Annotated in this window: 21 protein-coding genes and 1 tRNA gene; 13 read left to right on the plus strand and 9 right to left on the minus strand. The window is 51.2% G+C overall.

Features of this window, described 5'->3' with window-relative positions; genetic code table 11:
* Window positions 1-54: 54 nt before the first annotated feature.
* Together ACT3XD_RS04795 and ACT3XD_RS04800 are read right to left on the minus strand one after the other, a co-directional pair.
* Window positions 55-1,029 carry a serine/threonine protein kinase gene (locus ACT3XD_RS04795; RefSeq protein ID WP_192537921.1) on the minus strand — a complete coding sequence of 325 codons (975 nt, stop codon included), beginning with the start codon at window positions 1,027-1,029 and terminating at the stop codon, window positions 55-57.
* A gap of 33 nt (window positions 1,030-1,062) precedes the next feature.
* Window positions 1,063-1,761, minus strand: coding sequence for a ComF family protein (locus ACT3XD_RS04800; protein ID WP_225736133.1), 699 nt, complete (start codon window positions 1,759-1,761; stop codon window positions 1,063-1,065).
* 98 nt (window positions 1,762-1,859) lie between these two features.
* Here ACT3XD_RS04800 and ACT3XD_RS04805 point away from each other — a divergent pair.
* The 3 genes from ACT3XD_RS04805 to ACT3XD_RS04815 all read left to right on the plus strand — a co-directional run bounded on the left by ACT3XD_RS04805 (window position 1,860) and on the right by ACT3XD_RS04815 (window position 3,802).
* Window positions 1,860-1,944 (plus strand) — tRNA-Leu (locus ACT3XD_RS04805).
* Between the two features lie 180 nt (window positions 1,945-2,124).
* Window positions 2,125-2,754: a hypothetical protein gene (locus ACT3XD_RS04810; protein ID WP_192537922.1), complete on the plus strand. Its 630-nt coding sequence runs from the start codon at window positions 2,125-2,127 to the stop codon at window positions 2,752-2,754.
* Window positions 2,755-2,806: 52 nt separating this feature from the next.
* Window positions 2,807-3,802, plus strand: coding sequence for a hypothetical protein (locus ACT3XD_RS04815; RefSeq protein WP_192537923.1), 996 nt, complete (start codon window positions 2,807-2,809; stop codon window positions 3,800-3,802).
* 129 nt (window positions 3,803-3,931) lie between these two features.
* Here the strand turns inward: ACT3XD_RS04815 and ACT3XD_RS04820 are convergent, their stop codons facing one another.
* Window positions 3,932-4,693: an SDR family NAD(P)-dependent oxidoreductase gene (locus ACT3XD_RS04820; RefSeq protein WP_192537924.1), complete on the minus strand. Its 762-nt coding sequence runs from the start codon at window positions 4,691-4,693 to the stop codon at window positions 3,932-3,934.
* 173 nt (window positions 4,694-4,866) lie between these two features.
* Between ACT3XD_RS04820 and ACT3XD_RS04825 the strand changes: the two genes are divergently transcribed.
* From ACT3XD_RS04825 to ACT3XD_RS04845, 5 genes are all read left to right on the plus strand, one after another.
* A complete protein-coding gene (locus ACT3XD_RS04825; RefSeq protein ID WP_192537925.1) occupies window positions 4,867-5,373 on the plus strand; it encodes an FxsA family protein in 507 nt (168 codons plus the stop codon).
* Between the two features lie 234 nt (window positions 5,374-5,607).
* Window positions 5,608-5,901 (plus strand): co-chaperone GroES, encoded by a 294-nt coding sequence (locus ACT3XD_RS04830; protein WP_018916005.1) that lies wholly within the window; start codon window positions 5,608-5,610, stop codon window positions 5,899-5,901.
* A gap of 58 nt (window positions 5,902-5,959) precedes the next feature.
* Window positions 5,960-7,603, plus strand: a complete 1,644-nt coding sequence (groL, locus tag ACT3XD_RS04835; RefSeq protein WP_192537926.1) for a chaperonin GroEL — start codon at window positions 5,960-5,962, stop codon at window positions 7,601-7,603.
* Window positions 7,604-8,635: 1,032 nt separating this feature from the next.
* Window positions 8,636-10,336 carry a group II intron reverse transcriptase/maturase gene (gene ltrA, locus ACT3XD_RS04840; protein WP_192537927.1) on the plus strand — a complete coding sequence of 567 codons (1,701 nt, stop codon included), beginning with the start codon at window positions 8,636-8,638 and terminating at the stop codon, window positions 10,334-10,336.
* Between the two features lie 244 nt (window positions 10,337-10,580).
* Window positions 10,581-11,312 carry an RNA methyltransferase gene (locus ACT3XD_RS04845; RefSeq protein WP_192537928.1) on the plus strand — a complete coding sequence of 244 codons (732 nt, stop codon included), beginning with the start codon at window positions 10,581-10,583 and terminating at the stop codon, window positions 11,310-11,312.
* Between the two features lie 157 nt (window positions 11,313-11,469).
* Here the strand turns inward: ACT3XD_RS04845 and ACT3XD_RS04850 are convergent, their stop codons facing one another.
* Window positions 11,470-12,816, minus strand: a complete 1,347-nt coding sequence (locus ACT3XD_RS04850) for a Na+/H+ antiporter family protein (protein ID WP_192537929.1) — start codon at window positions 12,814-12,816, stop codon at window positions 11,470-11,472.
* A gap of 296 nt (window positions 12,817-13,112) precedes the next feature.
* On the opposite strand from ACT3XD_RS04850, the gene ACT3XD_RS04855 reads away from it, so the two are divergent.
* The 4 genes from ACT3XD_RS04855 to ACT3XD_RS04870 all read left to right on the plus strand — a co-directional run bounded on the left by ACT3XD_RS04855 (window position 13,113) and on the right by ACT3XD_RS04870 (window position 16,512).
* Entirely contained in the window at window positions 13,113-14,507 is a 1,395-nt protein-coding gene (locus tag ACT3XD_RS04855) for a GntP family permease (protein WP_192537930.1), read from the plus strand.
* 103 nt (window positions 14,508-14,610) lie between these two features.
* Entirely contained in the window at window positions 14,611-15,378 is a 768-nt protein-coding gene (locus ACT3XD_RS04860) for a DUF1538 domain-containing protein (protein WP_192537931.1), read from the plus strand.
* Window positions 15,375-16,172: a Na,Li,K/H(+) antiporter subunit UmpB gene (gene umpB, locus ACT3XD_RS04865; RefSeq protein ID WP_192537932.1), complete on the plus strand. Its 798-nt coding sequence runs from the start codon at window positions 15,375-15,377 to the stop codon at window positions 16,170-16,172. The genes ACT3XD_RS04860 and umpB overlap by 4 nt, the downstream gene beginning before the upstream one ends.
* Window positions 16,162-16,512: a P-II family nitrogen regulator gene (locus ACT3XD_RS04870; protein ID WP_192537933.1), complete on the plus strand. Its 351-nt coding sequence runs from the start codon at window positions 16,162-16,164 to the stop codon at window positions 16,510-16,512. The genes umpB and ACT3XD_RS04870 overlap by 11 nt, the downstream gene beginning before the upstream one ends.
* An 8-nt stretch (window positions 16,513-16,520) precedes the next feature.
* Here the strand turns inward: ACT3XD_RS04870 and ACT3XD_RS04875 are convergent, their stop codons facing one another.
* Genes ACT3XD_RS04875 through ACT3XD_RS04885 form a run of 3 tightly spaced genes read right to left on the minus strand, consistent with a single transcriptional unit; the run spans window position 16,521 to window position 19,213 of the window.
* A complete protein-coding gene (locus ACT3XD_RS04875) occupies window positions 16,521-17,444 on the minus strand; it encodes a metal ABC transporter permease (RefSeq protein WP_192537939.1) in 924 nt (307 codons plus the stop codon).
* A gap of 17 nt (window positions 17,445-17,461) precedes the next feature.
* Window positions 17,462-18,289 carry a metal ABC transporter ATP-binding protein gene (locus ACT3XD_RS04880; RefSeq protein ID WP_192537934.1) on the minus strand — a complete coding sequence of 276 codons (828 nt, stop codon included), beginning with the start codon at window positions 18,287-18,289 and terminating at the stop codon, window positions 17,462-17,464.
* A gap of 6 nt (window positions 18,290-18,295) precedes the next feature.
* Complete coding sequence (locus ACT3XD_RS04885) at window positions 18,296-19,213, minus strand: metal ABC transporter solute-binding protein, Zn/Mn family (RefSeq protein ID WP_444280545.1); 918 nt, start codon at window positions 19,211-19,213, stop codon at window positions 18,296-18,298.
* Window positions 19,214-19,361: 148 nt separating this feature from the next.
* Here ACT3XD_RS04885 and mntR point away from each other — a divergent pair, with 148 nt between their 5' ends.
* Window positions 19,362-19,853, plus strand: a complete 492-nt coding sequence (gene mntR, locus ACT3XD_RS04890) for a manganese-binding transcriptional regulator MntR (RefSeq protein WP_018915993.1) — start codon at window positions 19,362-19,364, stop codon at window positions 19,851-19,853.
* Between the two features lie 3 nt (window positions 19,854-19,856).
* Here mntR and ACT3XD_RS04895 read toward each other — a convergent pair whose 3' ends face one another.
* Together ACT3XD_RS04895 and ACT3XD_RS04900 are read right to left on the minus strand one after the other, a co-directional pair.
* On the minus strand, window positions 19,857-20,561 hold the full coding sequence (locus tag ACT3XD_RS04895) for an RES family NAD+ phosphorylase (RefSeq protein WP_018915992.1): 705 nt from the start codon (window positions 20,559-20,561) through the stop codon (window positions 19,857-19,859).
* A complete protein-coding gene (locus tag ACT3XD_RS04900) occupies window positions 20,555-20,953 on the minus strand; it encodes an antitoxin Xre-like helix-turn-helix domain-containing protein (protein WP_192537935.1) in 399 nt (132 codons plus the stop codon). The genes ACT3XD_RS04895 and ACT3XD_RS04900 overlap by 7 nt, the downstream gene beginning before the upstream one ends.
* Between the last annotated feature and the right edge of the window lie 146 nt (window positions 20,954-21,099).

The following is a 21,099-nucleotide window of genomic DNA, read 5'->3' on the forward strand; positions in this document are numbered from 1 at the left end:
TTTAAAACGGTAATTACGCCGCTCTTAAGCTGTCTGGAGCTTTTAAATAAATGCTTAAGCCAGCCATATAGGACGCTCAAGCTGCAAACACTGCTGCTCTAGCTGACGAATGTGCTGATCCCAGTAACCGCTTTCGGCCATCCAGGGAAAAGCCCGTGGAAACGCAGGATCGCCCCAGCGCGACACCAGCCAAGCACTATGCCGAATCAATCGATAGGCCCTTAATGGTTCAATTAACGACATCTGATCATGAGGAAACGGCTGCGACTCCTCATACCCTTCACTGATTTCATTAAGCTGTGCTCGCCAGCCGTCGGGGTCGTCGGTCGGCAGCAACATCCAGATGTCCTGAATGGCGGGCGCCATCAGGCAGTCATCAAAATCAACTAAGGTAAATTGCTCATCCCGCCCCAGCACGTTGCCCAAGTGGCAATCACCATGGCAACGCATTAACGAAGCGGAATCGAGCGCTTTAGATGCCAGCAGCCGCTGCATTTTTTCAACCACCGACTGATAAGCACGCTGCTGGAATTGACTCAGCCACTGGCTCTGAACGACCCGCTGGCGGGCATTTTCTATTCCGCTTTCAAGCACTAGTTGAGGGCGATGCTGAAAAGCTTTGCGGTGCGATACTTTATGCAGCCGCCCTAACACTTCGCCCAGCGCATAAAGATGCGCGGGGTTATCGAGCTCCGGTGCCTGACCTGCACATTGACGAAAAAGCGTAAAACGAAAACCGGCGTAGCGATGCAACGACTGCCCTTCACTATTGCGCCAAGGCGCCACTACCGGCACCCCCGCTTTATCAAGCTCCTGTAAAAAATCATGCTCTTCTTGAATAGCGGCATCCGACCAGCGCTCGGGACGATAAAACTTTATCACCCAGCTTCGTGCTTCATCATCACGAAACATCAATACACGGTTTTCATAGCTATTAAGCGCAAAAGGCTCGCCGGCTGGCCAAATATCGACAGATTCGGCCGCCGACATGACCGTATCAGGCGACAGTGCACTGAAAAGATGTGACATAAATCGCTCCTGAGTAACCAAACGCCTATCTTATCAACTATTGCCTAGCGGCGTTCTGGCAACAGCCCAGATGTCTACATGCATTGCACCAGCCTTTTGGGCAACCCTTGCCAGTGCGTTGGTAGTGGCCCCGGTTGTGACAACATCGTCAATCAGAGTTATATGCGCGGGAAGCGGCCCTTTTATGCTGAAAGCGCCACGTAGATTAGCCGCTCGCTCCTGTCGGTTTAGCGTACGTTGCGAAGCTACTAGCTTGTGACACTCAGCATTGAGCAGTTCAAGGCCTGTCCGTCTGGCTAGCTGCTCTGCTAGCCAGTACGCCTGATTAAACCCTCTCTCTCGCGCCCGCTGATGGTGCATTGGCACAGGCAGTAACGCAGAACCCAAAAGATCGGGCTTATTCACTAACATCAACTCCACCAGAAGCATCCCCGCTCGAGGCGATGCATTAAATTTAAAATCATGCATAAGCTCTTTAATCGAGGACTGATAGAGCAGGCTCACATGAGCACGTTTGATAGGCGGTGGTTCCATCAGGCAGTGACCGCATAGCGATTGCGCCGGTTGGCGTAGTGGTTCGCCACACCGTGTGCAGCAAAGCGTATTCCAAGGCAGCTCAGCCAAACAGTCGCGACACCACCCCACACCATCGTGGGCGGGCATCAGGCAAAAGGCACAATATCCCGGCAGGGCTTCTTGCAACCCTCGATGCACCCGTTGCCACCCTTTCATTAACCCCATACAGCTCCTTAGTTGAGCAATGCCTGACAACTATGTTGTTTAAAGCGTTGACATTATCCATAAATTTGATAATATACGTCTCGTCTTCTGCGGATGTGGTGGAATTGGTAGACACGCTAGATTTAGGTTCTAGTGCCGTAAGGTGTGGGAGTTCGAGTCTCCCCATCCGCACCAATTTTAGTTAGTTATCTCATTTTTATTATATTCCTATCAATCGGTAAGCATATGCTTACCGATTTTTTTATGGTTTTTTCACCCCTATTCACCACCTCCCCCTTTAGCTAACTTCTGCTAACCTTTTAGCAACGTTAGTGTTTTGCAATTCGGCATCTTGCCTTGAGAAGGATCTCAATTATGGAATGGCTCAACGAGCACGCACAGGCAATCTCCGCTGCTAGCAGCATCCTCACCTTATTTGTTTGGGTTTTTTATGCTCAATTGCTTTATGGCGGCTATGCGCGCCAACGTCGGCCTCGGATTATTATTAACCGAGGTAAAGGAATAGGCTTGGATGCGCTTTGCTTAGTTAGCAGTATGAGCAACGAAGCCATTTACGTTCAGCATCTTGTTGCGGTTCTGCATACCAAGGAGCAAAGCTACCAGCTTGATATCGTTGAATATCAGCAACAGGGCGATGAAGATGAAGAGGTAGATTACCGCACGCACCAAGGACCGCTTAGCTCAGGTGATTACATTCACATCCAGTCCTTTGAATCGATCATCAAACGACTAACCCAGTATTGGGACTTGGATGAAGAAGTCATCAAACAGCAGGAGCTGCTGCTTGAGATACGTGTTATCGCCATCTACGGCTCAGAAGATATGCCGATTGGCGCTTCACGGCGTTTTCATTTGAATCTATCCGCCGAGCCTGTTGGCCAACTCATCCCCTCCAGCGTGGATACTCACCGCATGAACAGCCGACGCGATCGTAAACGCGTGCTAAAGTGGGCAAAGGATATAGAAATACACAAAGCTTCCTAAGCCTAAGCTAGCGCTTCATATAATTTTAAAAACGATCATTCGAGATAATTACATGAAACAGTTTTTTGCCTTGCTATGCCTAGGCACTTTAACGCTTGTCACTTCTCAGGCTTACGCCGAGGAAGAAACTAGTGACTTACCCGATTGGGCCGAAGAGCAAGTTGAGCCGTTTCGTGCCCGTGTTGGCAACTGGGTGGACAATACATCACGCAACATTGATTCATTTTTTGGTGGGGAATACTATAACAACTCCGTTAATAACGAGTCCTACTTGCGCCTGGGCCAAGAGATTGACTGGATGGAAGGAGAGGGTGTGGGCGGCGACGTCAGCGTACGTTATCGGATCGACCTACCCACTACCGAAGAGCGTTTACGCCTAGTCATTGAAAGCGATCCGGAAGAGTCACAAGGAACCTTGGCCGATCAAGGCTCTGGCCGCCTGTATAACGACCAGCGCGACCGTCGTAACTCGACATTTGGGCTGGACTGGCTTGAAAGCCGGGATAAACGCGAAAACTGGAGTAACCGGATTGGTGCGGGTGTTCGCTTACGCCTGCCTCTAGATCCTTACGTACGCTTTACCAGCGAACGGCTCTGGGATATCGGTGACGGCCCCTGGCAGCTGGAATCGTTTAACCGCCTTTCGTGGTTTAACAATGAAGGTTACTCCGCGCGCACCGAGTGGGATATTGGCCGCCCTCTTTCTGAAAATCGCCACCTGCGCTTTATCACTAACGTTCAGTGGCGAGAAGAAGAAGATACGCTAGAGTACAGCGAAATTGCCGAGCTTAACCAACGGCTCAATAAGCGTAGTGCGCTGCGCTATTCAGCTATTGCCATTGGCGAAAGCGTCTCTAATCCGCGCATAACGAACTACTATTTACAAACCCGTTATCGCCGCGATGTCCATAAAGGCATTTTATTTGCCGATGTCATTCCAGAGCTGCACTTTCAACGCGAAGTTAGCTACGACCCTCGCTGGGCAATGACGCTACGCCTGGAAATGTACTTTCAGCGTGAAATAAATCGTGACTATTTTGGCTTCTAGTCCCCTTGGTTTTTCAATTACCTTGTTTCTAATTACCTGACTTATAGCTAGCTGATTTTGTAATAAACGCTTAAAGCGAGCCGAGGGCGTAAGCCCGGCTCGCGGTCTTAGCGTTTTTTTCAAATAGAATTACAGCCGCAAGCCGCCGTCACATTCGATAATCCGCGCACTGAAATAGTCGTTATCAAAAATAAACGCGACACTTTTGGCAATATCATCAGGCTCTCCCAAGCGCCTCAACGGTACGCTTGATGAGATTCTTTCCAACATGTCGGGGCGCATGGCCGCCGTCATATCAGTTTCGACAAAACCCGGCGCCACGGTACCAGTGCGAATACCATAGCGAGCCAGCTCCTTACCCCACGTCACCGTCAGCGCGTGAACGCCCGCTTTAGCCGCTGCATAGTTACTCTGCCCCGCATTGCCGGCTCGTGAAATGCTTGAGATATTAACGATAACGCCCTCGTGCCCCGCTTCAATGATCTGGGTCGCCGCCTCACGGCCACATAGGAACACACCGGTCAAGTTAACATTAAGAACCCGTTGCCAAGTCTCAAATGACATGCGTTTTTCTACATGACCATCAGTGGCTTTTACCAGCAGAGCATCATCAGTAATACCTGCATTGTTAACACAACCGCTAATAGGCCCCATGCGTTTCGCAATATCACCAAACGCCGCAATGACCGAAGCCTCCTCAGCGACATTCACGACAAATGCTTCCGACTGAATACCATCTCGCTTAAGCTCTGATACCGCCCGATCTAACGCTTCAGCACTCATATCCAGCAAAGCAAGTGCTGCCCCTTGCTGGCCTAAACGCTGTGCTATTGAAAAGCCTAGCCCCCGAGCACCTCCCGTAATAGCGATCACCTTACCGGCTAATTGCATGCTTCTCTCCTTACCCATTGGTTTGTAAAATAACTCTACCTCAGCTTTCATCAACAGCCCATTAACACTGAGTCTCAGGCGTGCATTGCGAATCAATAAACATAACGAGAAGACGCTTGTTTTTTGCACTTATGACACAATAATGATCGATTACGCCTGTTACGGAGCCGGTCATGCCAATTCTTGTATTCATCTCTTTATTTACCTTACTCGATTTCATACTGTTGTTTTCAATCGGCAGCCAAATAGGCCTACTCACCACCCTGTTGCTTGTTTTAGCGACGGGCGTCATTGGGCTACACCTAATTCGCAAAGAAGGTGTGTCTACGTTTGCCCGCGCCCGTCAACGCATGCAGGCAGGTGAAATCCCGTCCAATGAACTGCTAACGGGCGCGGCGCTTATTTTCGGCGGCGCCCTTCTGATGGCGCCAGGTTTCTTATCCGACATAGTGGGAATCGCCTGTCTGCTGCCGAACGCACGGCAGCTTATGTATAAAGCCCTAATGTGGCTTGGCTTGAAAACCAGCCTCTATAGCGGGCAAAACGATCAACCTAAAACACATCGCCAGCAACGTACTTCCTATCATGGAGGTAATGGCGATAAAACTGGTGCTTTCAATGAAACGGGGCCGCTGGAAGGTGATTTTATTAGTCGCGATGATGGCTCCCGGCGTCGCTAGCGTCGATTAATATAAAAAAATCAAATAAAAGGCGCTTTTTTCATCGCTGCCCCTTGAAAGGGCTTTTGAAGCCCCCACTTTTTGAACCAGCATACAGGCTCGGTGGTGACGGTTACGTTGCCACCATTAACAACGAAGGTTGTGAACCTTCATTTCTCGTGGTAATGCCCTCGAGAATCTTGTTTTAGCTATCTGCCCTATTAGGGCCTTGACGATACTCAGGAGAACGTGAGCATGAAAATCCGTCCTTTGCACGATCGCGTCGTAGTTCGCCGCGTGGAAGAAGAACAGAAAACTGCTGGTGGCATCGTGCTTCCAGGCAATGCACAAGAAAAGCCCACGCGTGGCGAAGTTCTTGCAGTAGGCAACGGTCGCATTCTCGATAACGGCGAAGTACGTCCGCTAGACGTTAAAGTTGGCGACAGCGTAATTTTCAAAGATGGCTTTGGCGTTGAGAAGCAAAAAATCGACGGCGAAGAAGTCTTGATCATGAGCGAAGCCGACATCCTGGCGGTCGTTGAAGGCTAATCATCGCCTCAACTACTTACTTTCACCTTTTATAATTCGATTTTAGGAAGTAACGAACATGGCAGCTAAACAAGTTAAGTTTTCTGATGACGCACGTAAACGTATGGCTCGCGGCGTTGACGTTCTCGCCAACGCGGTAAAAGTTACCCTGGGCCCCAAAGGCCGTAACGTTGTGCTCGACAAATCCTTTGGTGCGCCGACCGTTACTAAAGACGGTGTGTCGGTTGCCAAAGAGATCGAACTAAAAGACAAGTTCGAAAACATGGGCGCACAAATGGTTAAAGAAGTTGCTTCCAAAACTTCTGACGCAGCTGGCGACGGTACCACTACAGCCACCGTACTGGCTCAAGCCATTGTTGCAGAAGGCCTGAAAGGCGTTACTGCTGGCATGAACCCGATGGATCTTAAGCGCGGCATTGACCAAGCAGTCACTGCAGCGGTTAAAGAAATTCAGGCAATGTCTGTACCCTGCACCGACACCAAGTCGATTGCTCAGGTAGGCACTATCTCTGCCAACGGCGACAAGCGCATCGGTGAAATCATCGCTGAAGCGATGGAAAAAGTTGGTAAAGAAGGCGTTATCACTGTCGACGAAGGCCGTGGCTTTGAAGACGAGCTGGAAGTCGTTGAAGGTATGCAGTTTGATCGCGGCTACCTCTCGCCCTACTTCGTGACCAACCAGGACACCATGGCGGTTGAACTGGAAGATCCTTACATCCTGCTCGTGGATAAGAAGATCTCCAACATTCGCGAACTGCTGCCGGTTCTGGAAGCTGTTGCCAAGCAAGGCAAACCGCTTGCCATCATCGCTGAAGATATCGAAGGCGAAGCACTGGCGACGTTGGTTGTAAACAACATGCGCGGCATCGTTAAAGTAGCCGCTGCCAAGGCACCTGGCTTCGGCGACCGTCGTAAAGCCATGCTGCAGGATATCGCTATCCTGACTAACGGTACCGTTATTTCTGAAGAAGTCGGCCTGACGCTTGAGCAAGCGAACCTGGATCACCTGGGTACTGCTAAGCGCATGACGATGTCTAAAGAAAATACCACCATCATTGATGGCGCCGGTGTAGAAAACGATATCGAAGCACGTGTTAACCAGATCCGTGCGCAGATCGAAGACACTTCTTCTGATTACGACAAAGAGAAGCTGCAAGAGCGCGTTGCCAAACTGGCAGGCGGCGTTGCCGTTATCCGCGTTGGTGCGGCTACCGAAGTCGAAATGAAAGAGAAGAAAGCTCGCGTTGAAGACGCGCTGCATTCTACTCGTGCAGCCGTAGAAGAAGGCGTTGTACCTGGCGGCGGCACCGCACTGGTTCGCGTAATGGCCAAAGTACAAGGCTTGACTGGCGAAAACGAAGACCAGAACCACGGTATCAACATGGCGCTGCGCGCTATGCAGTCTCCGCTGCGTCAGATCGTAACCAACGCTGGTGAAGAAGCGGCTGTGGTTATCAACCGCGTTAAAGATGGCGAAGGCAACTTCGGCTACAACGCTCAAACGGGTGAGTACGGCGACCTGTTCGAAATGGGTGTTCTTGACCCGGCGAAAGTAACCCGTACTGCACTGCAGTCTGCGGGCTCTGTTGCTGGTCTGATGATCACAACTGAGTGCATGATCGCTGATGACCCAGAAGAGAAAGAAGCCGCGCCGGATATGGGTGGCATGGGTGGAATGGGTGGAATGGGCGGCATGATGTAGTGCGACGAGAGTCGCGCAGGTAGCTAGCCTGGCTGGGTTACGTCCTCTGGGAGCACTTACTTTAAATAGGTAAGTGCCCCTTTTCCAGCAGAAAATAGCATTCTATAAACCCGATATCCGGGCTGAACACCAGCTCGGGTATCGGGACTCCTTAATGGAGTATTCGATCGCGAGTATTGGCTTAAGCCTGTACCCCTCCTATGAAGGATACACGTTGAAGCAGCTTTAAATTTCAAGCTGTGATGCAACGGGGATACCTACGTTTAAAAGAAAGCTAAGCACCTGCCGGTGTGAAGCTGTGTCTGATGATTGTTCCACGTTTTCTTGTCCAAAAGTAACTTGGTCAAGATAGCGAGAGGAACCCGTTGTGCAACCAACGGTAGTCTAGGGATAGTGCGTCGCTGGTAACGGCGGGGTTCGAAGCTTCCTGACAATGTACTCCCCATACGGGCTTGAATTTCATCGTGAGGTGGATCAAGGATACCGCCAGTAGCAGGCGGTTGAGAGGCTAGGCTGAGTCATATGGTTAACTTATGTGAACTGCTAAAAAGCACCGTCAGCCGCAATGAGCGCAAGCTACTGATGCGCTCTGACCAAAAGGTATAAGGCTAGCTATCCCTCTTACATCTAGGGATACGTTGCTATTCAGCCTTCGGTGTATTGGCAGAACCTAAGTGACTCATGTCATCGACACGGAACTCGGAAACCCTGTATCTCCGCCCTTCTTGGGCAGGCAAAGAGCAATCGATGCTGTAGGAGGTGCAGGCTTAGGATGTTGGAAAAAGCGAATGCCATCCTGTAATGGGATGGATAAGAGGTTAAACGTTCCTCTACCGGAAACGGGGCCCACGTCCAACTGGTCTTTAATCGTGTGATAGTGCTGTAAAGCGCTCTTCATGCAGACATGACGATAAAGGTATAGGCTCTTCCAGAGCCTTACCAATACCCTTGCGGGAGCAAATACACTCCCGCAAGGGACTAATGTATTTGTTCTCCGAGGGTCGTCCTATCGGCATTTCGGAGGATAGCAAGATGAGTACTGACTTTAACCAAGTACCTGCGTTCTCCCACCCGCCCGAAAGCTGGCACACCATTGATTGGTCTGTCGTTAATAGGCAGGTGAGAGGGCTACAAGTGCGGATCGCGAAGGCGACTAGGGAAAAACGTTGGCGCAAGGTGAAAGCCCTGCAACGACTACTTACCCACTCGTTTGCGGCCAGAACATTGGCCGTTAGACGTGTCACTGAAAACCGGGGCAAGAAAACGCCCGGTGTTGATGGTGAATTGTGGAGCACTCCACAAGCCAAGTGGTTGGCGTTAGGCAGGCTAAAAAGGAAGGGCTATCGCCCGGCCCCATTACGCCGTGTCTATATTCCCAAAACGGACGGCTCACGCCGCCCACTAGGGATACCTACGATGCGGGATCGAGCCATGCAAGCACTATATTTGCTGGCGCTCGAACCAGTTTCGGAAACGGTAGCTGATCGTAATAGCTATGGATTTCGTCCCTGGCGCTCAACGGCCGATGCGATAGAGCAATGCTTTGTCAATTTGAGCCGTAAGCACTCTGCTGAATGGGTGCTGGAAGGCGATATCAAGGGGTGCTTTGACAATATCAGTCACGACTGGCTACTAGCTAAAGTCCCTATGGACAAGCACGTGCTCAAGATGTGGCTGAAAGCGGGATTCATGGAGTCCAGACAACTGTATCCGACAGAGGCAGGAACACCTCAGGGTGGGATTATCTCTCCGGTATTAGCCAACTTGGCGCTTGATGGGCTGGAAAAAGTGTTGGAATCCCATTTTGGGAAGAAAAATACCAAAGCCAGCTACAAGACCAAAGTTAATTATGTGCGATACGCCGATGATTTCATCATTACTGGCATCTCAAAAGAGCTGTTAGAAAATGATGTTCTACCTGTCGTTACTGCCTTCATGGCAGAGCGCGGACTAACATTGTCGACCAGCAAAACCTTGGTCACGCACATTACAGAAGGATTTGATTTTCTTGGGCAGAACCTGCGGAAGTACAACGGTAAGCTGTTGATTAAGCCTAGCCGTAAGAACCTGCAAAGACACCTGAGCAAAATCAAGGACATCGTCAAAGTGAACCGTACGTCACGACAAGACATATTGATAAAGCAGCTCAATCCAGTCCTACTCGGTTGGGCTAACTATCATCGTCATGTCGTGGCCAAGGAGACATTTGGCTATGTTGACTACCGTGTTTGGAAACTCTTGTGGCGCTGGAGCTGTCGGCGTCACGGTAATCGTCAAAAACGCTGGGTGAAAAAGAAGTATTTTCACTCAGTCAAAAGCGAGAACTGGGTTTTCCAAAGCACCTTATTGCCCGGCAAGCCAGTGAGGTTGTTGAGCAGTAAGGATATCCCAATTGTGCGACATACCAAGATCAGGGCGGAAGCGAACCCTTATGACCCTAGAGACGAGCAATATTTTGAGGACAGGCTGGAGCGTTCTTGGAAGGCGTCGACGAAAGGTCGTAAGAAACTGCAAACGCTCTGGACTCGGCAAGGTAAACGCTGCCCGATGTGCCGTAGTGTTATCACCTGGGAAACTGGGTGGAATGTTCACCACGTGGTGGAACGGCATAAAGGTGGTGGTGACGAGCTGAGTAACTTGGTGTTGCTGCATCCTAACTGTCATCGTCAGTGGCACGCTCAACAGGAGAACAGTGTCGCCGGCCTTTCACTTAAGAGGCTTATAAAGGCTTGAGCCGTATGCGGGGAAACTCGCACGTACGGTTCTTAGGGGGCGGCGGTGCAGTAATGCACCGCTGCTACCCGACATGCCCCTCTGAGCCTATCGCTCTGACATTTAGCGTCATCAAAAACCCCGCCTTGTGCGGGGTTTTTGTCGTTTAGCGGCAGCCCGGCGTGAGCGATTCACACACGCCACTCATTATGAAAGCGTGCTACCATCAGCGCCTTTATTAGGCAGCTTTTAGGTCGTTATTACCGTGCTTTCCAATATACGCATCGTGCTTGTGCAAACCTTCCACCCTGGCAACATTGGCGCCGCCGCGCGCGCCATGAAAACCATGGGACTAACCAACCTTGTACTGGTTAATCCTCGTTGCTTTCCTGATGAAGAAGCAACGCGGCTAGCGGCAGGTGCAACGGATGTTCTGGAAAAAGCGCTAGTGGTTACTAGCCTCGAAGATGCTGTGCAAGACTGCGTGCAGGTAGTAGGTGCCAGCGCGCGGCTGCGCAGCCTGCCGCTGCCCCACTTCGACGAACCCGATGATATGGCCGAGCAGGTCATCTCGAACGCGACCAACGCGCCGGTTGCCCTGGTATTTGGTCGTGAGCGCTCAGGCTTAACCAACGACGAGATACGCTGCTGTACCCACCAAGTAAGTATCCCGGCCAACCCTGAGTACGGTATCTTAAATCTTTCTCAAGCCGTTCAAATTCTGGCCTATGAGACCCATCGCGCTTGGCGAAAACGTGATGCGAGTGACTTTAGCTACCAGCGCCCCCTTGAAGCTACCCCGCCCAGCCGCGAACAATTTGTGCATTTCCAGGATCATCTGGGCCGTTTAATGCAGCAAAGCGGCTTTCTTACCCAACCGCATGCACGCACCGAAGAACAGCTTCAAGCCCTTTTTTCTCGCGCCCAGCCCAGCCGTAAAGAGCTTTCACTGCTGCGTGGATTACTTAGCGCCTTCGAAGCCCATTTGCCTAAATAGCCACAACCGCTTACATAAAAACGGCAGCCACTGGCTGCCGTTTTTATGACGTTATTTTTCGGTGCTAATTTTTTTAAGAACTATTTTTTAAGAACTATTTTAAGAATTTTTTTAAGAGCTTCTTTTTTAGCACTGCTTGGTAGCTACAGCATGACGATTAAAGCGTCATGGCCGCCAGCCAGCCAAAGACAATCAGCGGCAGATTGTAATGCAAAAACGTCGGCACCACGCTATCCCATATATGGTCATGCTGCCCATCGACATTTAAGCCAGCCGTTGGCCCAAGGGTTGAGTCAGAAGCGGGTGAACCAGCATCCCCCAGGGCGGCTGCGGTTCCCACTAGCACGACCGTCGCCAAGGGCGAAAATCCAAACTGTACGGCCAGGGGTACAAAGATCGCGGCAATAATCGGGATCGTTGAAAAAGAAGAGCCGATGCCCAGAGTGATGAATAGGCCCACCAGCAGCATTACCAGCGCTGCGACGCCGCGGTTATCACCAAATATCTCAAAAGCTCCCGCAACCAAAGCATCAATATCACCGGTCGACTTCATTACTTCGGCAAAGCCAGCCGCCGAAATCATGATAAATCCGATCAGCGCCATCATCCGCATACCGCTGGTGAACAGGTCGTCGGCTTCACGCCATTTAAAAATCCCGCCGATGGATAGCAGGCCGATGCCAACCAAACCGCCTAAAATCATCGAACCGCTGTAAAGCTGTAACCCCAGTGCCGCCACAATTGCCACACCGGACATTATCAAGCCTAACTTATGCGGTTTGGCAGGCGTATTTACGTGCTGCGCGTTGCTCATCGCCAGATCTTTGCTGGAATACTCGCGGCCACCGCGATAGCTAAAGAACAAAGCCACTAAAAGCCCAATGGCCATGCCGCCCACAGGTATCGCCATGGCCATAGGCACCATGGCACGGGTAATTTCCAGACCCAGGGGGGCACCTGCGCTGTTTAAATTCGCCAGCAGAATATCGTTAAGGAAAATAGCCCCAAACCCGACCGGCAGCAGCATATAAGGCGCGGTTAAGCCAAAGGTCAGCGCGCAGGCTACCGCACGACGGTCTAGCTGGAGGCGATTCATGACGGTTAACAGCGGCGGAATTAAAACCGGAATAAAGGCGATATGCACGGGGATCGCATTTTGCGATGAAATCGCCACCAGTAACACGGCAGTGAGGAGCAGCATTTTAACGCGCGCCTGATGCTTTATCGTCGTCTCTTTACCCAGCATGGTAATCAATCGATTCGCCAGCATGTCTGGCAACCCAGAGCGCGAGATTGCCACGGCAAAAGCGCCCAGCGTGGCATAGGCCAGCGCCACTTGAGCGCCCCCGCCGACCCCGTTGTTAAACGCCTCCAGGGTTTGATCAAGCGTAAGGCCGCCCACCAAGCCCCCAACCAAGGCGCCTAAAACCAAGGCAAAGACAACAGACACACGTAAAAGCGACAGTACTACCATAACGAGTACTGCAAGTATCACTGCATTCATGAAGAGTTCCAGAGCGATGACAAAGTGATCAGGACGTGTACGAAAAGCAAGCGAACGCCTTGCGGCGCACTAATGAGCCAGCGGTTTGATACATAGCCTAATATCGAAGGGGGCAAATTTTAGCAGATCGTTCGCTTACAAAAAGCATCCATTGCGTTATTTCTAAACGCCTGCGCTTACATATGGCGCTACTACTTTAGTCCCCCTACCATTGCTGCTTTGCAACATACTGCCTAGTATCCAAACCTTGGCGCTTATTTAATATTACTAATTTATATTTCTCTGGAGCAAAGAACATGGGCACGTTGGCGATTGCTGTTTCTCTGCTGTTATTGATGTTCCTGGCCTATCGAGGTATTTCGGTTCTCTTACTTGCGCCGTTAATGGCATCACTTGCGGTACTGTTATCCGGTGACGGTGCATTTTTACTGCCGATCTATACCGACACGTTTATGCAGGCGCTGGGGAACTACGTTATGCAGTTCTTTCCGCTATTCTTGCTGGGCGCACTGTTTGGTCAATTGATGGCGGACTCCGGCGCGGCGCAGTCCATCTCCCACGGTATCGTCAGCAAGCTGGACACCCACCACGTTGTGCTCACGGTGGTGCTTGCCTGCGCCCTACTTACCTACGGCGGCGTTTCATTGTTCGTAGTGGCGTTTGCCATTTACCCCATCAGCCGCGAGCTGTTTCGCCAAGCCAATGTTCCCAAACGCTTAATTCCGGCCAGTATTGCTCTGGGATCCTTCACCTTTACCATGACGGCCCTGCCGGGGACCCCCGCCATTCAAAATGCGATTCCTATCCCCTTTTTTGAAACCAATAGTTTTGCCGCGCCGGGGCTTGGGATTATTGCGGGGCTTATTATGCTAGGATTGGGTACTACCTACATACAGTCCCGCGTAAAAAAAGCGGCTGCCAACGGTGAAGGCTACGGCACTCATAAAGAGCGTGAAACAAGCACGGATAACGCCGACGCAACGCCCATCACGATGCCCCTGGCACTCGCAATAATTCCTTTGATAATGGTTATTGGCCTCAACGCCCTGTTTACCTACGGCATTTTTCCATCGCTGGATTTAAGCTTTATCAGTGAGGCCTTCGAAAATGTATCGCCAGACGCTCAGACCGGGCTCTGGGCGATTCTAATTGCGCTGTTAAGCGCATCGGCCTGGCTGATCATTACGCGCTGGAAATATTGGCTGGATTTAAAAGACACCATCAATAGAGGCGTCATGGGGTCGCTGTTACCGATTTTTAATACAGCTTCAGAAGTCGGCTATGGCGCCGTGATCGCAAGCCTTGCCGGCTTTGCAATTATTCGTGATGCGGTGCTTAACGTATCACCCAATAATCCGTTAATTTCCGAGGCGCTTGCCATGAGCGTACTGGCGGGGATTACCGGATCCTCATCAGGCGGCCTTTCAATTGCTCTGCAAACCCTAGGCAGTGAGTACCTAGCAATGGCCCAGGAAGCGGGTATTAATCCTGAGCTAATGCACCGTGTGGCTTCAATAGCCGCAGGCGGTATGGATACCCTGCCCCATTCCGGCGCGGTAATCACCCTGCTGGCTATTTGTGGTCTCACTCATCGTCAGTCTTATGCCAACGTTGCGATGGTCACGATAGTGCTACCCGTGATCGCACTTATCAGCGTGATTACCTTGGGTACCTTGTTTGGCAGTTTCTGAGTTTAAAGAACGAGCATTTGCGTAAGATCAAAATTTTATACGAGGAAAACCGTTATTCTTTCTATCACCTCCCATTAACACACTACCCTCGGCCTGATGAAGCATGGAAATAGTCGTATCGCTTGTAAGGCAAATGCGTGAAAGCCTGCGTGACCTGGCCCCAGTAGTATTGGTCATGGCTTTTTTTCAGCTGGTAGTTCTCCGCCAACCTCTACCCTCAACACTTGACCTGGCTGACCTGCTAACGGGTCTAATATGTGTTGTTATTGGGCTGACGCTTTTTATCAAAGGGCTTGAGTTCGGTCTATTTCCGGTAGGCGAAAGTTTAGCGCGCGCATTTGTCACCAAAGGGTCTCTTGTGTGGCTTCTGCTATTTGCCTTTGCCCTAGGGTTTGGCTCAACAGTTGCCGAACCCGCCCTGATAGCCGTTGCCAATCAGGCTGCTAACGTTGTCGCCGAAGGCGGTCTTATCAATCACACCGATGCTGCCCGCCAGATGTTTGCGTCAAGCTTACGTATGGTGGTGGCTGCTTCCGTGGGTAGTGCCGTGGTTGTAGGCGTACTACGGATTTTCAAAGGCTGGCCGCTGCACTTAATGATTATCAGCGGCTACGTGATCGTACTTTTATTAACACTATTAGTGCCTGCAGAAATAGTGGGTATCGCCTACGACTCCGGCGGCGTCACTACATCAACCATTACCGTGCCGCTGGTAACCGCGCTAGGTGTAGGTTTGGCGTCATCCATTAAGGGCCGCAGCCCTATGCTGGACGGTTTTGGCTTGATTGCTTTTGCGTCGGTGATGCCGATTATTTTTGTGCTGCTGTTTAGCATTATTGGCTTACCTTTTCTCCCCGGTGTGGCCTTATGAACTTATGGGGCACGCTATGGGATACGCTGCTGGATATACTGCCCATTGTGGCGGTAATCTTTGGCTTTCAATACGGGGTGATACGTAAGCCCATAAAACATCTGTCTCGAGTTATTGTGGGCTTTGTGATGGTCTGGATAGGTCTATCACTTTTTTTAGTGGGTCTTGAACAGGCACTTTTCCCCATGGGTGAGTTGATGGCCACCCAGCTAACCAATGCCGATTTTTTACCCATGCTTGAAGAAGGCGCACAGCGACATTGGCGTGATTACTTTTGGGTCTATGTATTCGCGTTTACCATTGGTGCCAGCACCACACTTGCTGAGCCTTCGTTAATTGCAGTGTCCATTAAGGCAGGCGAAATATCCGGCGGAACGATTAACCCTCTTATGCTGCGTATTGCCGTTTCGCTGGGTATGGCACTCGGCATTACGCTAGGCGCCTGGCGAATCGTGATGGGCTGGCCGTTACATTGGTTTATCTTTGCGGCTTACCTACTGGTGATTATTCAAACGCTTCGCTCACCGCGCTCCATTATTCCGCTGGCCTTTGATTCAGGCGGGGTCACTACCTCTACCATTACCGTGCCCATTATTGCTGCGCTAGGGCTCGGTTTGGCATCCTCCATCCCAGGACGAAGCCCTCTAATGGACGGATTTGGAATGATCGCACTGGCCTGTCTATTTCCCATCATTAGCGTTATGGGGTACGCCCAGATCGCACAGTGGGCCAGTAAATGTAAACCTAAGAAAAAACCTCAGCAAATGCCAAGAGAAGACAACAATGCGCTTTAAATTGATTGTGGCACTGGTCGAAGATGAAAGAACCGACGCTCTTTTAAAGGCGGCACGTGACGCTGGCGCCACGGGAGCGACCGTCATCAACAATGCCCGGGGCGAAGGCCTGGAAAAAGCCCGAGGCATTTTCGGTATGGAGATTACGGCTCAGCGCGATATGCTGCTTTTTTTGGCGGAAGAGCATATTAGTCGCCATATTCTAGAATCCATTGCTCGCGTGGGCGAGTTCGATGAGACCTCAGGCACCGGGATCGCCTTTCAACTTGATGTGGAAGATGCCGTTGGCGTCAAACATCAAATTGAAGCGCTTTCCGGCGCTCCCGGCTCGCCCCTTTAACATGGCTGCTAGCCCATTCTCCAATGGCGCCACTGCCTTGAAATAAGACCCTGCTTGGGCGAAAAGAGCAGCGCCATCACGAAGAATGCAAATGCCACCAATACAATGGCACCGCCGGAGGCAACGTTAAACACAACCGATAGCCAAAGCCCGATGACCGCAGAGCAAACGCCGATAGATACCGAAATCAGCAGCATTATTTTGAAACGATCCGTTAGCAGATGCGCCGTTGCCCCTGGGGTAATTAACATCGCCACTACGAGAATAATGCCCACAGTTTCCAAGCTGGCAACAATCGTCAAGGTTAGTAAAAGAATCAGGCCGTAATGAATAATTTGAGTATTAAAACCTAGCGCTTGCGCCTGCTGGGGATCAAAGGCATATAACAGCAAAGGGCGATACGCGAGCCACACCGTTAAAATGGCAATGACGCTGGCAACAAAGGTGAGCATTAGCGCTGAATGCTTAACACCCAATACGTTGCCAAATAAAATGTGCATTAAGTGGGTGCTGGAAGCCAGCTTACTGATAATCACCACCCCCAGGGCAAACGAGGCGGTAAACATCAGCCCCATTGCGGCATCGGATTTGATCCGCGTGTTCCTTTCAATCGCCCCGATACCCACCGATGTCAGTGCGCCGGTAATAAATGCGCCCACAAAAAAAGGCCATCCCAGCAAGTACGCAATCGCCACACCAGGCAGCACGGCATGGGAAATGGCATCGCCTAAAAGCGACCAGCGCTTTAGCACTACATAGCAGGAAAGCATTCCACAAATGGCGCCAACCAGAACCGATGTAAGCAGCGCCCGTTGCATAAACGCATATTGAAAGGCATCGGATACGCTGCTGGGCAACAGGTTAACCACGGTCATTAATGCCGTTATCAATCCACTTACCAGGGCGTCGCTAAACGCTTCAATCATCAACATACTATCAACCACGTTATTTACCCTTGAGCGGGGCCATAGGCAGCCCCTGGCATTGTTTGACGATCATTGACGGTCTGTTCGGTTGAGCTAACCGCAAGCTCCGCCAGTTTTGCTTCACTTAGCATTTCTTCCGGCGTACCGGTGCCTCGTACAAAACGGTTGATCAGCACGACATGATCCACATGGCGACGTGCACCCGGCATATCATGAGTGACCATAATCACGGTATTACCCGCCTCCCGCTCACGGCGCAGTACCGAAAGAATAAGTTTTTCGCTAGGCGGATCAACACCCGCCAATGGCTCATCCAAAAGTAAAATATTAGCCTGCTGGGCAAGCGCCCGAGCTAACAGCACACGTTTTTTCTGGCCGCCAGAAAGCTCTCCGATCGGCCGATCCGCATAGGCCAGCATATCCACGGCCACCAACGCGTCTCGCACCGCTTCGCTATGCCGAGCATGGTGCCAGCGAGCAGGCAGCAGCCTGCGCCACAAGGCGTCCTGTCGCATATGCCCATAGCGCCCCCCCATGACGGTTTCCCATACCGAGACGGGAAAGTCCCATTCAATCGCCTCTCGCTGGGCCATATAGGCGATATGCCCTGCCCGGCGATGGATGACAATCGGCTCGTCAAAGGCCTTTACACTGCCCTGCAGCGGCTTCATGCTGCCGGTCAATACGTGAAACAGCGTCGATTTACCCGCACCGTTTGGCCCAACGATCGCCGTCCATTTGCCCTTGGGAAATGCAAGCTCGATGTTCTCTAGCACGGTGTTTCGCTGATAAGCCGCGTACAGGCCCTTCACTTCGATAGCTGCCACGGCACTCTGTGTGTTTCCTGTCATGGTGGGTTACTCGTTTGCCAACGCGCGACGCAACATCGCAACGTTATGCCTTAACATTGCAAAATAATCTCCCGCCTCACCGTCAGGCTCGCTTAGCGAATCCACATACAGCGGACCCGCCACAGGAATACCCGTATCTTCAGCAAGGCTTGAGACATAGCGGTCTGAAATCGTGCTTTCCCAGAAGATTGCCGCTGGCTGACGTTCGTTGATCATATCGATTACCCGCATGAGCTGGCGGGGTGAGCCTTCTGTTTCAGCGTTATTCCCCCAGATACCGTCATGCTCAAAACCATAGGCATCGGAAAAATACAGAAATGCCGCTTCACTGGAGAGCAACACACGACGCTCTTCAGGTATATCGCTCAACGCCTTTTGAAGCTCCGCATGCAGATCCTGCAGCTCTGCCGTCAACGCCTCAGCGCGGGCTTCAATACCCTCAGCCTGTTCAGGCAATAAACTTTCCAGCTCACTGGCGATCACCTGCACATAAGCGATGGCCGCCCGCGGGTCGGTCCACAGGTGTGGGTCTACATCGCCCTGCATATCGCCAATTGCGATGTACTGGACCGGGTATTCAGAGGCCTCGGCAACAGGAATCAAGGCAACGTCGTCTTGAGTGGTCGCCTCTACCTGACGCATCCACTGCTCCAGCTGATAGCCGTTATAGAAAACGATATCGGCATCTTCCAGAGCCGCAAAATTATCCGGCGTCAATTCCCACTCATGTACTTCGGCGTTTATCGGCGTCAGCACAGACACATGTGCATCGTCGCCCGCTACCTTGGCAACTAAATCGCCCAATACCGAAAAGGTGGCGACAACATTAATAGGGGGTGAGAGCGTTTGCGCATGAGCGGTTGTGATACTGCTCACGGCAGCAAGCAATAGGCCTTTTTTTAACCATGCTTTTCGCTGGCTCATACCGTACTCCATTCAGGATCGCTTTGATTACAACTTTAGCTCAACAAAAAAGCATTGTGCAAACAGTTTAGCCTTGGCTAACAATTATTCCATAAAATGCGCTACCATGCCCCATTAGGGTTTCCATTCATCTCGATATAGTTTACCAATGAGTGATAACGATCAGTCGCTTCCCAACGCCGCCGCCAGTATGAGCAACAGCAACTGTGGCGATGCATTACCGCCCGTTGGTCAACATACACGGCAATATGAAACCGTGCGTAATGCCCATGAAACCGAGTTAATCGAAGATTATGTCGAGCTGATTGGCGACTTGATCCGCCATCGAGGTGAAGCCCGGGCTGCCGATATTGCCAACCGTATGGGCGTAAGCCAGGCAACGGTTTCCAAGATGATCCGACGCCTTAACGAGCTTGGACTGGTAACCAGCAAACCCTACCGTTCTCTGTTTTTAACGGAGGAAGGCCAAAAAATGGCGGAAATTTCCCGCACCCGGCATGATATTGTCCTGCATTTTTTGCGCGCCCTGGGCGTTAATGACAATACCGCGCGAATCGATGCCGAAGGTATGGAGCATCATGTCAGTGATGAAACGTTAACGATCATGCAGCGCTTTATCGACCAGCATGCCAAACGCTAAAAGCTACGCGCCAGGATGATAGGCGCTTAGTCGGTTAACCTGCGCGACACTACCGTTCCAGATCATTTCCAGATGCGTAGTCTGAACCACATCACTAACCTGCCTGGGCGTCATGAGCGCCCAGCACGTGGCTTCTGGCTCGCGTACCGAGTGATAACGAAGCCCGCCTGCCTGAGCCTCACGCACTGACCAGCCAAGCGCTCTTGACGCGCGGTAGTCATTAGGGGCGTAAATCGGATTGGAACGTTTAAGCACTGTTGCGTCCCGACAGCCGCGCTCATTAAATGCACACTTCAATCCACGAAAAACAAAGCGCTCAAAGTGTAGGCCTGTCACATTTGCCCAATAAATCTGTTGATGATATTTCACTTCCGCAATCGCGGCAGTCAGATTATCGGCCACATATAACACCCCAAACCCGCCATCACTGAAGCGTGACCCGTTGGGGTTTACGTGGGTAAACGGTGCCACGGCGTAAGAGCATCCGCGAATGCCAAACGGTATCTCCTTAACGGGCAACAGGGCCAGATTACCCACTTCATTTTGCAGGCGCGGGTTGGTTAACGCCTGAAGCGCATGCAGCGCGGCAAATTCATCTTCATCGGCTACATCATCAAACAGATCTATCGGCGGAAACTTACTGTTAATCAACCGATAGCCAATGACTGGCTGAGCGGGCAGCTCGGGTAGTGTTTCGAGTGCTACCATTGCGCGCCTCGCAGGCTATCAATGCGCTTGAACGTTTCGTAGAGTGCGGCAAAGTCACCGCTGCTCATAACGTCCAATGGCGTACGTCCGTTAAAGTAGGGGTTGTGGTTTGCCATTTTGACGAACCCATAGAGGTTATCCGGGTTTTCAAACAACATGCGCAGCGCCGCGTGAATATTAAGCAGATAGCTGATCCGAGTCAGCTGGTCGCTATCAAGCTTTATCTCGGCAATATCGCCCCGCCTCGCTCGAGCATAGGTACTGTGAGATACCCGCAGTATGGCTTCGCCCTGCTCTCCACTCGCCCGCCATTTATCCAAAATGCGTACGGCGGCTTTTAAACCTGAGGCAGCGGCAGCTTTGTTTTGAGCAATATCATTGGCTGTTTGCATAACAGCTCCCTGTGATCTATCTGTAAATACTAGAATATAAAAAAAGTATCTGCAAATATAGAGAGGGTTTCGTTACTAAAAACAGTTTTTGTAGGCACAAAAAAGCCCCATGCCGTTTTTTTCCGACATGGGGCCTAACGAATAAG

This window comes from Halomonas sp. AOP7-B1-5, from assembly GCF_052353045.1.
Taxonomy (GTDB): domain Bacteria; phylum Pseudomonadota; class Gammaproteobacteria; order Pseudomonadales; family Halomonadaceae; genus Vreelandella; species Vreelandella colorata.

Coding starts and splice junctions, on each gene's coding strand:
- ACT3XD_RS04885 (WP_444280545.1), bottom strand. CDS start 19,213: ATGAGCCAGCGAAAAGCATGGTTAAAAAAAGGCCTATTGCTTGCTGCC.
- ACT3XD_RS04860 (WP_192537931.1), top strand. CDS start 14,611: ATGGAAATAGTCGTATCGCTTGTAAGGCAAATGCGTGAAAGCCTGCGT.
- groL (WP_192537926.1), top strand. CDS start 5,960: ATGGCAGCTAAACAAGTTAAGTTTTCTGATGACGCACGTAAACGTATG.
- ltrA (WP_192537927.1), top strand. CDS start 8,636: ATGAGTACTGACTTTAACCAAGTACCTGCGTTCTCCCACCCGCCCGAA.
- ACT3XD_RS04800 (WP_225736133.1), bottom strand. CDS start 1,761: ATGAAAGGGTGGCAACGGGTGCATCGAGGGTTGCAAGAAGCCCTGCCG.
- ACT3XD_RS04855 (WP_192537930.1), top strand. CDS start 13,113: ATGGGCACGTTGGCGATTGCTGTTTCTCTGCTGTTATTGATGTTCCTG.
- ACT3XD_RS04850 (WP_192537929.1), bottom strand. CDS start 12,816: ATGAATGCAGTGATACTTGCAGTACTCGTTATGGTAGTACTGTCGCTT.
- ACT3XD_RS04875 (WP_192537939.1), bottom strand. CDS start 17,444: ATGTTGATGATTGAAGCGTTTAGCGACGCCCTGGTAAGTGGATTGATA.
- ACT3XD_RS04825 (WP_192537925.1), top strand. CDS start 4,867: ATGCCAATTCTTGTATTCATCTCTTTATTTACCTTACTCGATTTCATA.
- ACT3XD_RS04870 (WP_192537933.1), top strand. CDS start 16,162: ATGCGCTTTAAATTGATTGTGGCACTGGTCGAAGATGAAAGAACCGAC.
- ACT3XD_RS04815 (WP_192537923.1), top strand. CDS start 2,807: ATGAAACAGTTTTTTGCCTTGCTATGCCTAGGCACTTTAACGCTTGTC.
- ACT3XD_RS04810 (WP_192537922.1), top strand. CDS start 2,125: ATGGAATGGCTCAACGAGCACGCACAGGCAATCTCCGCTGCTAGCAGC.
- ACT3XD_RS04795 (WP_192537921.1), bottom strand. CDS start 1,029: ATGTCACATCTTTTCAGTGCACTGTCGCCTGATACGGTCATGTCGGCG.
- ACT3XD_RS04880 (WP_192537934.1), bottom strand. CDS start 18,289: ATGACAGGAAACACACAGAGTGCCGTGGCAGCTATCGAAGTGAAGGGC.
- ACT3XD_RS04820 (WP_192537924.1), bottom strand. CDS start 4,693: ATGCAATTAGCCGGTAAGGTGATCGCTATTACGGGAGGTGCTCGGGGG.
- ACT3XD_RS04830 (WP_018916005.1), top strand. CDS start 5,608: ATGAAAATCCGTCCTTTGCACGATCGCGTCGTAGTTCGCCGCGTGGAA.
- ACT3XD_RS04895 (WP_018915992.1), bottom strand. CDS start 20,561: ATGGTAGCACTCGAAACACTACCCGAGCTGCCCGCTCAGCCAGTCATT.
- mntR (WP_018915993.1), top strand. CDS start 19,362: ATGAGTGATAACGATCAGTCGCTTCCCAACGCCGCCGCCAGTATGAGC.
- ACT3XD_RS04900 (WP_192537935.1), bottom strand. CDS start 20,953: ATGCAAACAGCCAATGATATTGCTCAAAACAAAGCTGCCGCTGCCTCA.
- umpB (WP_192537932.1), top strand. CDS start 15,375: ATGAACTTATGGGGCACGCTATGGGATACGCTGCTGGATATACTGCCC.